At 64.5% G+C, this 13,492-nt stretch carries 11 protein-coding genes; 10 read left to right on the top strand and 1 reads right to left on the bottom strand.

All coding sequences use genetic code 11. The annotated features are described in order from the left end of the window. The 4 genes from PXK07_RS15155 to murD all read left to right on the top strand — a co-directional run bounded on the left by PXK07_RS15155 (position 1) and on the right by murD (position 5,638). Complete coding sequence (locus tag PXK07_RS15155; protein WP_274849181.1) at positions 1 to 1,503, top strand: UDP-N-acetylmuramoyl-L-alanyl-D-glutamate--2,6-diaminopimelate ligase; 1,503 nt, start codon at positions 1 to 3, stop codon at positions 1,501 to 1,503. After that, a complete protein-coding gene (locus PXK07_RS15150) occupies positions 1,500 to 2,921 on the top strand; it encodes a UDP-N-acetylmuramoyl-tripeptide--D-alanyl-D-alanine ligase (protein ID WP_274849180.1) in 1,422 nt (473 codons plus the stop codon). Before PXK07_RS15155 ends, PXK07_RS15150 begins: the two co-directional genes overlap by 4 nt. Before the next feature lie 12 nt (positions 2,922 to 2,933). After that, the gene (mraY, locus tag PXK07_RS15145) at positions 2,934 to 4,016 is read left to right on the top strand and encodes a phospho-N-acetylmuramoyl-pentapeptide-transferase (protein WP_274849179.1); all 1,083 of its coding nucleotides are present in this window, start codon (positions 2,934 to 2,936) and stop codon (positions 4,014 to 4,016) included. Between the two features lie 218 nt (positions 4,017 to 4,234). Further along, positions 4,235 to 5,638, top strand: a complete 1,404-nt coding sequence (gene murD / locus PXK07_RS15140; RefSeq protein ID WP_274849178.1) for a UDP-N-acetylmuramoyl-L-alanine--D-glutamate ligase — start codon at positions 4,235 to 4,237, stop codon at positions 5,636 to 5,638. Positions 5,639 to 5,709: 71 nt separating this feature from the next. On the opposite strand, the gene PXK07_RS15135 is transcribed toward murD, so the two are convergent. Further along, positions 5,710 to 6,903: an NAD(P)/FAD-dependent oxidoreductase gene (locus PXK07_RS15135; protein WP_274849197.1), complete on the bottom strand. Its 1,194-nt coding sequence runs from the start codon at positions 6,901 to 6,903 to the stop codon at positions 5,710 to 5,712. A gap of 177 nt (positions 6,904 to 7,080) precedes the next feature. Here PXK07_RS15135 and ftsW point away from each other — a divergent pair, with 177 nt between their 5' ends. The 6 genes from ftsW to murB all read left to right on the top strand — a co-directional run bounded on the left by ftsW (position 7,081) and on the right by murB (position 13,306). Next, entirely contained in the window at positions 7,081 to 8,250 is a 1,170-nt protein-coding gene (ftsW, locus tag PXK07_RS15130) for a putative lipid II flippase FtsW (RefSeq protein ID WP_274849177.1), read from the top strand. 28 nt (positions 8,251 to 8,278) lie between these two features. Further along, on the top strand, positions 8,279 to 9,370 hold the full coding sequence (locus PXK07_RS15125) for a UDP-N-acetylglucosamine--N-acetylmuramyl-(pentapeptide) pyrophosphoryl-undecaprenol N-acetylglucosamine transferase (RefSeq protein ID WP_274849176.1): 1,092 nt from the start codon (positions 8,279 to 8,281) through the stop codon (positions 9,368 to 9,370). 8 nt (positions 9,371 to 9,378) lie between these two features. Next, positions 9,379 to 10,797 (top strand): UDP-N-acetylmuramate--L-alanine ligase, encoded by a 1,419-nt coding sequence (gene murC / locus PXK07_RS15120; protein WP_274849175.1) that lies wholly within the window; start codon positions 9,379 to 9,381, stop codon positions 10,795 to 10,797. 21 nt (positions 10,798 to 10,818) lie between these two features. Further along, positions 10,819 to 12,018, top strand: coding sequence for an APC family permease (locus PXK07_RS15115; RefSeq protein ID WP_274849174.1), 1,200 nt, complete (start codon positions 10,819 to 10,821; stop codon positions 12,016 to 12,018). Continuing rightward, a complete protein-coding gene (locus tag PXK07_RS15110; protein ID WP_274849173.1) occupies positions 12,015 to 12,266 on the top strand; it encodes a DUF2484 family protein in 252 nt (83 codons plus the stop codon). Before PXK07_RS15115 ends, PXK07_RS15110 begins: the two co-directional genes overlap by 4 nt. Positions 12,267 to 12,355: 89 nt before the next feature. After that, positions 12,356 to 13,306 (top strand): UDP-N-acetylmuramate dehydrogenase, encoded by a 951-nt coding sequence (gene murB, locus PXK07_RS15105; protein WP_274849172.1) that lies wholly within the window; start codon positions 12,356 to 12,358, stop codon positions 13,304 to 13,306. Positions 13,307 to 13,492 lie beyond the last annotated feature (186 nt).

Below are 13,492 nucleotides of genomic sequence, written 5' to 3'. Positions count from 1 at the left end.
ATGAGCCGCAATTCCGAACAGCACAGGCCCAACCCGCGGCCATTGAGCCAACTGGGGCTGACCGCGCGGGGCGGCGCCGATCCGGTGATCTCGGACCTGGTGGTGGACAGCCGCAGGGTGGGCGAGGGAGCCCTGTTCGCAGCCCTTCCCGGCTCCACGGTACATGGCGCCAATTTCATCACGGCCGCATTGGAACAGGGTGCGGCTGCCGTCTTGACCGATGCGGCCGGTGCCGATCTGGCGCAGGGGGCGTTGGCGAAAAGCCATGCCGCGCTGATCGTGGTGGAGGATCCGCGTCAGGTGCTGGCCTATACGGCGGCGCTCTGGTTCGGGGCCCAGCCGCAGACCATGGTCGCGGTCACCGGCACAAATGGCAAGACTTCGGTTGCGACCTTCGTGCGCCAGATCTGGATGGCGCTGGGGCACGCGGCGGTAAACCTCGGCACCACCGGGGTCGAGGGCGCCTGGAGCTTTCCTCTGGCCCATACCACGCCGGAACCGATCACTCTACACCGCGCCTTGGCGGCAGCCGCCTCTGCCGGTGTGACCCATGCCGCGATGGAGGCTTCCTCGCATGGGCTGGATCAGCGCCGCCTTGATGGCGTTGACCTGGCGGCGGCGGGGTTCACCAATTTCACCCAGGATCACCTGGATTATCACCACACCTTCGAGGAATACTTTGCCGCCAAGGCCGGGCTGTTCCGCCGGGTGCTGCCGGAAGAGGGCGTTGCGGTGATCAACATGGATGATCCCCGCGGCGCCGAGATGCGCGCCATTGCCGCCGCGCGCGGCCAAGAGGTGATCACCGTGGGTCGCGGTCTTGGCGATTTTTCCCTTGTCGGGCAGCGCTATGATGGCACCGGCCAGGATATCCGGTTTTCCTGGCACGACCGCCCCTTCATGGCGCGGCTGAACCTGATAGGCGGCTTTCAGGCCGAGAACGTTCTGATGGCCTGCGGTCTGGTGATCGCCAGCGGCGAACAGCCGGAGCGCGTCTTTGAAACCCTGCACGAGCTGACCACGGTGCGCGGGCGCATGCAGCTTGCGGCGACGCGGGACAATGGCGCCTCGGTCTTTGTGGATTATGCCCATACGCCGGATGCCGTGGCCACCGCGATCAAGGCGCTGCGCCCGCATGTGCTGGGGCGCCTGATCGCCATTGTCGGTGCGGGCGGCGATCGCGATGCCGGTAAGCGCCCGCTGATGGGCAAGGCGGCGCATGACAATGCCGATATGGTCATCGTGACCGATGACAACCCGCGCAGCGAGGACCCGGCGGTGATCCGCGCCGCCGTCAAGGGCGGCGCGCCGGAGGCTCTTGAGGTCGGCGACCGCGCCGAGGCGATCCTGCGCGGCGTCGCTGCGCTGGAACCGGGCGATGCCTTGCTGGTCTGCGGTAAGGGGCATGAGACCGGGCAGGTCGTCGGCAGCGATATTCTGCCCTTCGATGATGTGGAACAGGCCAGTATGGCGGTCGCGGCACTGGATGGGAAAATCGTATGAACACTCTGCTCTGGACCTCTGCCGAAGCTGCCGCCGCCACCGGCGGACAGGCGATTGGTGACTGGAGCGTTTCCGGCGTGTCCATCGACACCCGCAGCCTGCAGCCGGGCGATCTCTTCGTGGCCTTGAAGGCCGCACGGGATGGCCATGATTTCGTGGCGCAGGCGCTGCAGGCCGGGGCAGGGGCGGCACTGGTGTCGCGCGTTCCCGACGGTTTGTCCGAGGGCGCACCGCTGTTGCTGGTCGAAGACGTGCAGGCGGGGCTGGAGGCTTTGGGCCGTGCCGCCCGCGCCCGCACAGAGGCCCGTGTGATTGCCGTGACCGGCTCGGTTGGGAAAACCTCGACTAAGGAAATGCTGGCGCGCATCCTCAGCGATCAGGGCCGCACCCATGCTGCCGTGGCCAGTTACAACAATCATTGGGGCGTGCCGCTGACCCTGGCGCGGATGCCGCGCGACACCGAGTTCGCGGTGATCGAGATCGGCATGAACCATCCCGGTGAGATCGCACCGCTGGCGCGCCAGGCCCGCCCGCATGTGGCGATGGTCACCACCGTGGCAGCCGTGCACCTTGAGGCTTTCGAGGATGTCGCCGGGATCGCCCGCGAAAAAGCCTCGATCCTGGAGGGGCTGGAGCCGGGCGGCGTGGCAGTCCTCAATGCCGATATCGATGAGGCTTCGATCCTGCGGGAGGTTGCGGAAGAACGCGGCACTGCGATGCGCTGGTTCGGCCATGCGGGCGCAGACGCGCGCCTGCTGGAGGTGGGCCTGAGCGGCGAGGAAACCGTTGCCGAGGCCCAGATCCTGGGGCAGGAGGCCGAGTTGCATATCCAGTCTCTGGGCGCGCATTTTGCCATGAACGCGCTGGGGGCGCTCTTGTGTGCCGAGGCGCTGGGCGCGGATCTGGATCGTGCCATTGCCAGCCTTGCGCTGTGGTCGCCGGTCACCGGGCGCGGTGCGCGAGAGAGCGTTGTGCTGTCCGGCGGGCGGGTGCTGCTGCTGGATGACAGCTACAATGCCAATCCGACCTCGGTCAGGGCGGCGCTGGATGTGCTGGCGGCGACCCCGGTGGAGGCAGGCGGGCGACGCATCGCCTATCTGGGCGACATGAAGGAATTGGGGCCGCAGGAAACGGAGCTGCATGGCGCGCTGGCGCAGCATCCGGCCCTGGACACCGCCGATCAGATCCATTGCATCGGGCCGCTGATGCGCAGCCTGTTCGAGGCGCTGCCCGAGCAAAAACGGGGCAGCTGGCACGCGACAAGCGCCGAGGCGCGCGCTGACCTGCCCCGGCAGATCGGGGCTGGCGATGTGGTGCTGGTCAAGGGATCGCTCAGCATGAAACTGGCATCCATCGTTGACGGCATCCGCGATTTGGGCCATGGCAGCCAGAACTCTGATGTGAACATTAGCAAGTGAGGACCGGCTGAGATGCTTTATTGGCTGACAGCGCTGTCGGATGGCGGTGATTTCTACAACCTTTTCCGCTATATCACCTTCCGTGCGGGCGGTGCTTTCATGACGGCGTTGGTCTTTGGCTTCCTGTTCGGCCAGCCGCTGATCAATGTGCTGCGCAAGCGCCAGGGCAAGGGGCAGCCGATCCGGGATGACGGTCCCGAAGGGCATCTGTCCAAGGCGGGCACGCCGACCATGGGCGGGTTGCTGATCGTGGGCGCGCTGATCACCTCGACGCTCTTGTGGGCGCGCTGGGACAATCCTTTCGTCTGGCTGGTGCTGTTCGTGACCCTGGCCTTCGCGCTTATCGGGTTTGCCGATGATTATGCTAAGGTCTCCAAGCAGAATACCGCTGGGGTGCCGGGCAAGGTGCGCCTGGCGCTTGGTATTCTGATTGCCATCATCGCGGCGCTGTGGGCGGCGGCCTATCACCCGGCGGGGCTTCAGAACCAGCTGGCGCTGCCGGTGTTCAAGGACACGCTGATCAACCTGGGTCTGTTCTATGTGCCGTTTTCGATCTGTGTGATCGTGGGGGCGGCCAATGCGGTGAACCTGACCGATGGTCTGGACGGTCTGGCGATCATGCCGGTGATGATCGCGGGCGGCACCCTGGGTGTGATTGCCTATGCGGTGGGGCGGGTCGATTTCACCGAATATCTGGACGTGCATTATGTGCCCGGTACCGGAGAGATCCTGATATTCGCCGCGGCTCTGTTCGGTGCGGGACTTGGGTTCCTGTGGTACAATGCGCCGCCTGCAGCGGTTTTCATGGGCGATACCGGTTCGCTGGCGCTGGGCGGTGCCCTGGGCGCCATTGCGGTCGCGACCAAGCACGAGCTGGTTCTGGCCATCGTAGGCGGTTTGTTCGTGGTCGAGGCGCTTTCGGTCATTATCCAGGTGCTTTACTTCAAGCGCACCGGCAAGCGCGTCTTCCTGATGGCGCCGATCCATCACCACTATGAGAAGAAGGGCTGGGCAGAACCCACCATCGTGATCCGTTTCTGGATCATCTCGCTGATCCTGGCGATGATCGGGCTTGCCACGCTGAAAGTGCGCTGAGCACCTGAAAAAGCGGTCTGAGGAAGGGGGCTTCGGCCTCCTTCTGCGTTTCTGAAAAGGGAACACTCCCGCCCCCTGTCACGCGGGCAATCCCGCCTGCCAGGGGTTGGGCATGGCACGCGCCTTGCGGCGCGTGCGGGCGCCTCGTGTGATGTCTTGCAAAGCCGTTTTCGCCGGTGCACTCTGCGCCGAAATTTGATCAAAGAGTGAGGCTGGGCATGATCCCTGTGAGAGGCTTTGAAGGGGCAAAGGTCGCCGTTCTGGGATTGGGCCGGTCCGGCCTTGCCACGGCGCGCGCCCTGCGCGAGGGCGGCGCGGTTCCGGTCTGCTGGGATGACAACCCGAGCGCGCGGGAGCGGGCCGAGGCAGAGTGGTTCCAATGCGCCGATCTGACCCGCGCGGGCGCCTTTGACGAGGTGGCGACGCTGATCGTCTCGCCCGGTATTCCGCATCTTTATCCCAGGCCCAATCCGGTGGTGCGTGCGGCCCTTCTGGCGGGGGTGCCGGTGGACAATGACATCGGGTTGTTCTTCCGCTCGGTGGCAACCTCGGAGTGGGACGAGTTCGATCAGCCGCCCAAGGTGGTGGCGGTGACCGGATCGAACGGCAAGTCCACCACGGTGGCCCTGTTGCAGCACATTCTCGAGGAAGCGGGCCGGGACAGCCAGATGGCGGGCAATATCGGACGCGGGGTGCTGGATATCGACCCGCCGGGCAATGGCGGCGTCGTGGTGCTGGAGCTGTCGAGCTATCAGACCGAACTGGCGCGCGCACTGACACCGGATGTGGCGGTCTTCACCAACCTCAGTCCCGACCATCTGGACCGGCATGGCGGCATGGGTGGTTATTTCGCGGCCAAGCGGCGCCTGTTTGCCGAAGGCGGACCGGATCGCGCCATCATTGGCGTCGATGAGGCGGAGGGGCTGTTCCTGGCCGGGCAACTCTCGGAGGCGGCAAGCGATGATCGGGTGATCCGCATTTCGGCGGCGCAGAAGCTGACCGGGCCGGGCTGGCAGGTCTTTGCCCGCAAGGGGTTTCTCAGCGAATACCGCAAGGGGCGCCAGGTGGCCTCGATTGACCTGCGCGCGATGCAGGGGCTGCCGGGGGCGCATAACCATCAGAATGCCTGTGCGGCCTATGCGGCGGCGCGGGCGCTGGGGCTGGCGCCGCGTATGATCGAAGGCGGGCTTGCCAGCTATCCGGGTCTGCCCCATCGCAGCCAGACTATCGCTGACGCAAATGGAGTGCGCTACGTCAATGACAGCAAGGCCACCAATGTGGACAGTGCGGTCAAGGCGCTGAGTGCCTTCAAGAATATTCGCTGGATCTGCGGTGGCCTGGAAAAGGATGGCGGGCTTGAGGCCTTGAAAGGGCAGACCGGTGCGGTGCGCAAGGCCTATGTGATTGGCCGGGAGGCAGCAGGCTTTGCACTGCAGTTGGATGTGGAGGCCGAGGTCTGCACGACCATGGCAGAGGCGGTGGCCCGCGCGATGCGGGATGCCGAGGAAGGCGATACCGTTCTGCTGGCCCCGGCGGCGGCGAGTTTCGATCAATACGACAATTTTGAACAGCGCGGGGATGACTTCATCGCGGAAGTGACACGCAGGTTGGAAAACCTGTAGGGGCTTCGGGCTCACCCAAGCGGATCGGAATTCCACAGCGGGGAGACTGTGCGGGAAGCCTGTGACGGGGATCAGCGTTTGGCGGCGATGGCTGTACCTGCGGCATGCCCCGAGGCCCAGGCCCATTGGAAGTTGTAGCCGCCGAGCCAGCCGGTCACATCCACCGCTTCGCCGATGGCGTAAAGGCCGGGGCGTGATTTTGCCTCCATCGTCTTGGAGGAGAGTGCATCGGTAACGATGCCCCCCAGGGTCACTTCGGCGGTGCGGTAGCCTTCGGTGCCGCCCGGGGTCAGCTGCCAGTCGCAAAGCTGGTCGCAGAGGGCCTGCAGGGCGGCATCCGATTGGTCGGCGAGGCGCGCGGACAGGTCATGCGCCGGGGCCAGTGCCTCTTTCAGATAGTCCACCAGCCGGGCGGGCAGGTGGCGGGCGAGTTCGGTTGCGATGGCGCGTTTGCCAGCCAATTGCCGCTGGCTGCGCAGGAGAGAAAAGAGGTCAATCTGCGGCGCAAGGTTTGCCGAGATCTCCTCGCCCTCGCGCCAGTAGGAGGAGAGCTGCAGCACCGCAGGGCCAGACAGGCCGCGATGGGTGAACAGAAGCGCCTCGTCAAAGCTGGCGCGCCCATTGGACAGGCGTGCGGGCAGGGAGACACCGGCCAGGGCGGAAAACCGCCCCTCAGGGAAGGTGAAGGGCACCAGGCCGGGGCGGACCTCGGTCACAGGCAGGCCGAACTGGTGCGCGATGTCATAGGCCAGGCCGGTGGCGCCCATCTTGGGGATCGACTTGCCGCCGGTGGCGAGCACCAGGTTGCGGCAGGTGACGGTTTGCGCTTTCCCATCCTTGAGCAACGACAGGGTGAAGGCTTCGCCCGCATGCGTGACGTCTTCGATCTCGGTCTGCAGCCACAGATCGGCGCCCGCTCGCGCCATTTCGGACGCCAGCATCGAGACGATCTGCTTGGCGGAGCCGTCGCAGAACAGCTGGCCCAGGGTCTTTTCGTGCCAGGCGATGCCGTGGCGCTCTACCAGTGCGATGAAATCCCATTGGCTGTAGCGGGCCATGGCCGATTTGCAGAAATGGGGATTGGCGGAGATGTAGTTGGCGGGCTCGGCGTAGAGATTGGTGAAATTACAGCGCCCGCCGCCGGAAATGCGGATCTTCTCGCCGGGTGCCTTGGCGTGATCCACCACAAGCGTGTCGCCGCCCGTATGGGCAGCGCACATCATTCCGGCCGCACCGGCCCCCAGAATCACCGTGTTGAACTGCATGAGGGCATCGACCACGGAACGCTCGATGGCGCAAGAGCGGGTGTTCTGCGGCCTGAGGGTGCAAAAACCTGCCGCTGGCGAATCATCACACTGGCCTGAGCGGTGTTTTCAGGCTACTGTTCCCCCATAGACCCCGAAAACGGGGCGGATCACGAGGCAGACAGTAGCGGTGTTTCCATGACTGAGATGGTCTATGGTGCGGTTCCCGTGCAATCGGGCGAACCCATCCTTCCCAAATGGTGGCGGACATTGGACAAGTGGACCATGTCCTCGGTCCTGATGCTTTTCGTGCTGGGGCTCTTGCTGGGGCTTGCGGCCTCGGTGCCCCTGGCCGAGCGCAACGGTTTTGACAATTTCCACTATGTGCAACGTCAGGCGGTCTTTGGGGGCGTTGCCCTGGTGGCCATGGTGCTGACCTCGATGATGTCTCCGACGCTGGTGCGGCGCCTTGCGATCATCGGTTTTGCTTTTGCCTTTGTGGCGCTGGCCTTTTTGCCGATCTTTGGTACCGATTTCGGCAAGGGGGCTGTGCGCTGGTATTCGCTGGGCTTTGCCTCTTTGCAGCCGTCCGAGTTCCTGAAGCCCGGTTTCGTGGTGGTTGCCGCCTGGATGATCGCCTCCAGCCAGCAGATCAACGGGCCGCCGGGCACGCTGATTTCCTTTGGTCTCTGCCTGAGCGTGGTTCTGATGCTGGTGATGCAGCCCGATTTCGGCCAGGCCTCGCTGACGCTGTTCGGATGGGGGGTTATGTATTTCGTGGCAGGGGCGCCGATGCTGCTGCTGGTGGGGATGGCAGGCGCGGTGGTGCTGGGCGGAATTCTGGCCTATTCCAATTCCGAGCATTTTGCCCGCCGCATCGATGGCTTCCTCAGCCCCGATGTCGACCCTACCACGCAGCTGGGCTATGCCACCAATGCGATCCGCGAGGGCGGGCTCTTTGGTGTTGGTGTCGGCGAAGGGCAGGTGAAATGGTCGCTTCCTGACGCGCATACCGATTTCATCGTGGCCGTGGCCGCCGAGGAATACGGCCTGGTTTTGGTCATGGTGCTGATCGGCCTCTATGCCACCGTGGTGGTGCGCTCCCTGTTCCGACTGATGCGGGAACGCGATACCTTCGTGCGCCTTGCGGGCACCGGCCTTGTGTGCATCTTTGGCGTTCAGGCGATGATCAACATGGGGGTTGCCGTGCGGCTGTTGCCGGCCAAGGGCATGACCCTGCCCTTCGTCAGCTACGGCGGCTCTTCCCTGATCGCGACGGGCATTGCCATGGGGATGCTCTTGGCCTTTACCCGGGCGCGGCCCCAGGGTGAGATCGCGGACTACCTGCGCGGAAGCGGGCGCGGCTGAGGCAGCAGGGACGACAGGCGGGGGTGGAATGACTGAGAGATTGCTCTTGATGGCGGCAGGCGGCACGGGCGGGCATATGTTCCCGGCCCAGGCCCTGGCCGAGGCGATGCTGGCAAAGGGCTGGCGGGTGAAACTGTCGACCGATGCGCGCGGTGCCCGCTATACTGGCGCCTTCCCGGATGGTGTTGAGATCACCGAGGTCTCCTCGGCGACCTTTGCCCGTGGCGGGCTTCTGGCCAAGGCCATGGTCGGGCCGAAGATTGCCGGCGGCATCGCCAGCATGGCTTTGCAGATGCGTCGGGACCGGCCCGATGCGGTGATCGGCTTTGGTGGTTATCCGTCCATTCCGGCGCTGGGCGCGGCAACGCTTTTGGGGCTGCCGCGGATGATCCATGAACAGAACGGTATTCTGGGGCGCGTGAACCAGCTCTTTGCCAAACGCGTGGCCGAGGTGGCCTGTGGTGTTTGGCCGACCGCGCTGCCGGAAGGTGCAAACGGCGTTCATGTGGGCAACCCGGTCCGTGGCGCCGTGCTGGAGCGCGCAGGTGCCGCCTATATCCCGCCCGGCGATTATCCGATGTCGGTGCTGGTGATGGGCGGCAGCCAGGGTGCGCGCATCCTGTCCGACGTGGTGCCCGGCGCCATTGCGGCCCTGCCCGAAGGCCTCCGCCAGCATCTGCGCGTCTCGCATCAGGCGCGCGATGAAGATGGCGAACGGGTCAGCGCATTCTATGCCGAGCACGGCATCCAGGCGGATGTTCAGCCGTTCTTCCATGATGTGCCAGCCCGGATGAGCGAGGCGCAGCTGGTGATCTCGCGCTCGGGGGCCTCTTCCGTTGCGGATATCTCGGTCATCGGGCGGCCATCGATCCTCATTCCCTTTGCCGCGGCTGCCGGAGATCATCAGACCGCCAACGCGCGCGGGCTGGTCGATGCAGGCGGAGCCATTCTCATTCCGGAAAGCGCTCTTGACGTTTCGGCCCTGTCAGAGCAGATCTCGGCCGTTCTGAGCAACCCGGATGCGGCCACTCAGATGGCAAATGCAGCACTTAGCACCGGCGTTCCCGATGCCACCGATCGTCTGGTGGCCGAGGTCGAGCAGCTGGCCGAAAAAGGATAACAGAGATCATGACACCAGCCACCAAACTGCCCGGAGACGTCGGCCCGATCCATTTCGTCGGCATTGGCGGTATCGGCATGTCGGGCATTGCCGAGGTCTTGTTGAACCTTGGCTATGTGGTGCAGGGATCGGACCTGAAATCCTCCAAGATCACCCAGCGGCTGGAAACCCTGGGGGCGCTGGTCTTCGAAGGCCAGCGGGCCGAGAACCTTGAGGACGCCGAGGTGGTGGTGATCTCCTCTGCGATCAAACCCGGCAATCCGGAACTGGACGAGGCACGCCGCCGTGGCCTGCCCATCGTGCGCCGGGCCGAGATGCTGGCCGAGTTGATGCGGCTCAAATCCAACATCGCCATTGCCGGAACCCACGGCAAGACGACCACCACCACCATGATGGCAGAGCTGATGGTGGCGGGGCATTTCGATCCCACCGTGGTCAATGGCGGCATCATCCACGCCTATGGGTCGAACGCGCGCATGGGGCAGGGAGAATGGATGGTGGTCGAAGCCGATGAAAGCGACGGCACCTTCAACCGCCTGCCCGCGACCATCGCCGTGGTCACCAATATCGACCCCGAGCATATGGAACATTGGGGTGACTTCGATACCCTGCGCGACGGGTTCTACAACTTCGTCTCCAACATTCCCTTCTATGGTGTTGCCGTCTGCTGCACCGACCACCCCGAGGTGCAGGCCCTGGTGGGGCGCATCACCGACCGCCGTGTTGTCACCTATGGCTTCAATGCCCAGGCCGATGTGCGCGCGGTGAACCTGACCTACAAGGCCGGTGTTGCCCATTTCGACATCTTGCTTCAATCCGAAGGCAAAAAGATCGAAGGTTGCACCCTGCCGATGCCGGGCGATCACAATGTCTCCAACGCGCTGTCGGCGGTGGCCGTTGCGCGCCATCTGGGCATGAACGGGGATGAGATCCGCACGGCGCTGGCTGCATTCGGCGGGGTCAACCGCCGCTTCACCAAGGTGGGCGAGGTGGACGGCGTCACCATCATCGACGACTACGGCCATCACCCGGTAGAGATCGCCGCCGTGCTGAAGGCGGCGCGCCAGGCGATTGGCGCCGACAGCGATGCCCGCGTCATCGCCGTGCATCAGCCGCACCGCTATTCGCGGCTGTCGTCTCTGTTTGATGACTTCTGCTCCTGTTTCAACGATGCCGATGTGGTTGCCATTGCCGAGGTCTTTGCCGCCGGAGAGGACCCGATCGAGGGCGCCAGCCGCGATGATCTGGTGGCGGGGCTCATTCGCCATGGTCACCGTCATGCCCGTGCCATCTTGAGCGAAGATGATCTGGAGCGATTGGTGCGCGAACAGGCCCGGCCGGGCGACATGGTGGTCTGCCTTGGGGCGGGGACGATCAGCGCCTGGGCCAACGGATTGCCCGCGCGCCTCAACAAGAGTCAAACCTGATACCGAACAAGGGAGTACCCCATGGCAGAGCCGTTGAAACGCCGGATCGGACTGGGACTTCTGACCGCCTACGGTGTCGGTGTCATGGTGGGGGCGGGGATCTATGTGCTGGTCGGCGCCGTTGTCGCGGATGCCGGGATCTGGGCGCCGCTGTCCTTTGTCCTGGCCGGGCTGATCGCAGCCCCGACCGCGCTGAGCTATGCCGAGTTTTCCACCCGCTTGCCCGAAGCCGCCGGAGAGGCCGCCTTTGTCGGGCAGGGGTTTTCCTCGCAAGCCATGGCGCTGTTCGTGGGGCTTGCGGTGGTGGTCGCGGGAACCGTTTCGGCCGGAGCCGTCTTACGCGGTGGTGCCGGATATCTGACCGCTGCGACAGGTGTGGACAGCGCCCTGGCAATCGTGGTCATGGGGCTGATGCTCGTGGGGGTGGCTGTGATCGGCGTGCTGGAAAGCCTGTCGCTGGCAGCGGTTTTCACCGCCATCGAACTGGTGGGCCTTGCCCTGGTGATCTGGGCCGGGGGCACCGCAGAACCTTCCGCCGATTGGGCCGCACCCGCCACCTTGCCGGAGATGTCGATCATGGCGGGGCTTGGCCTTGGTGCGGTTCTGGCCTTCTTTGCCTTCATCGGTTTCGAGGATATCGTCAACATGGCCGAGGAGGTGTCAGAGCCGACCCGCAGCCTGCCACGGGCGATCCTGTTGTCGCTGGCGATCACATCGGTGATTTACGCGCTGGTCTGCTGGGCGGCGGTGCGCACGGTTTCGGTGAACGCACTGTCGCAATCCACCAGCCCGCTGGCGCTGGTCTGGCAGGTGGCGCGCGGCACGAGCCCCGATTTCCTCTCCTATATCGCGGTCTTTGCCGCGCTCAACGGGGTTCTGGCGCAGATCGTCATGGCCTCGCGGGTGCTGTTCGGCTTGGGTAAACGTACGCCCGGTTTGGCAGTCTTTCGCCATGCGAACCCCCGGTTTGGCACACCGGTTCTGGCCACCATCGTGCTGGGTGCTGCCGTGATCCTGACGGGGCTGTTCTTTTCTGTGGACCGCCTGGCCGAGGTGACATCTTCGGTGCTGCTGTCGGTCTTCGTCCTGGTGAACCTCGCCCTGATCCTGCAGAAACGCCGCGCCCCGGCTGCGCCCTTCGAGGTGCCGATGGCGGTGCCGGTCGTCGGTCTTGTCCTCTCTGCCATCGCGCTGATCACGGCGCTGGGGGGGATGCTGTGACCCTGTCCCTGACCCTGGCGGCGCTTTGGGCCTTCGCGGCGAACCTTCTGGCGATGTTGCCCAGCCGCGACAACCACTGGCGCCGCGCCTATGGGCTGATCGCTGTCGGGATCCCGCTCCTTGGCTATGTGACCTATGAGAACGGCCCCTGGTGGGGGTTGGCGGTGCTGATCGCGGGCATGAGCGTGTTGCGTTGGCCGGTGATCTATTTCGGCCGCTGGCTGCGCCGGATCCTGTTGCAAAGCTGAGTTCAGAGCCATCTGCCGCTCCGTTGCGACCCTTTTCTCCTCTTCGGGTTTGCCGTACACCCTGCATGAAAGCGAACGAGCGACCTGACATGACCGATATCTCCAATTCCCTCCCCCAAGTGCGCGGACGCCTGACCGAGGGGCGCAGCCTCGCGGACCTCACCTGGCTGCGCGTGGGCGGCCCTGCGGATGTGCTGTTCCAACCTGCCGACCTTGCGGATCTTCAGGACTTCCTGCGGGTCCTGCCTGCGGAGGTAGAGGTCTTTCCCATGGGCGTGGGGTCGAACTTGATCGTGCGTGATGGTGGCATCCGGGCGGTGGTGATCCGGCTGGGGCGCGGCTTCAACCAGATCGAGGTCGAGGGCGATACCGTCACCGTCGGCGCTGCGGCGCTGGATGCCCATGTGGCGCGCAAGGCCGCCGATGCGGGGTTGGACCTGACCTTTCTGCGGACCATTCCCGGTTCCATCGGCGGCGCGGTGCGGATGAATGCGGGCTGTTATGGCTCTTACACGGCGGATGTCTTCCAGTCGGCCACCGTGGTCACCCGCGCGGGCGAGGTAAAGGAGGTGCACGCAGAGGATCTGCAGTTCGCCTATCGTCAGACGCAGTTTCCCGACGGCGCGGTTCTGGTCTCGGCCCGGTTCAAGGCGCCGCAGGGGGAGCCCGGTGCCTTGCATGCCCGCATGGAAGAGCAGCTGAGAAAGCGCGACGAGACCCAGCCGGTCAAGGACCGCTCGGCCGGCTCCACCTTCCGCAACCCGGCGGGTTATTCCTCGACCGGGCAGGCGGGGGACGTGCATGATCTGAAGGCCTGGAAGGTCATCGATGATGCGGGGCTGCGCGGCGCACGCCTGGGCGGGGCGCAGATGAGCGAGAAACACCCGAACTTCCTGATCAACGCGGACAATGCCAGCGCGGCGGATCTGGAAGGGCTGGGTGAAACGGTGCGCCAAAAGGTCTTTGAAAACTCCGGGATAACCCTGCAGTGGGAGATCATGCGCATTGGTGAACCGCTGCCCGATCCGGCCTCAAAGTGACCGCAAGGATGCAGCGATTGGCAAATACCGCTCAATGCGCGGGTCGCCGTTGATTTGGCTGGATCGCCATGGCTTAATCGGTTTAATAAAAATGCGAATCCATTAAGCATGGTAAAGAGGGCGTTAATACCCCGGTAACTGTTCCGGCGTAATAATGGCCGAAGGGGGATCATCTTATGATCCATC

Origin of the sequence: Phaeobacter sp. QD34_24 (assembly GCF_028890115.1) — a bacterium.
Lineage (GTDB): Bacteria > Pseudomonadota > Alphaproteobacteria > Rhodobacterales > Rhodobacteraceae > Phycobacter.
This window is presented reverse-complemented; position numbering and strand designations above follow the sequence as displayed.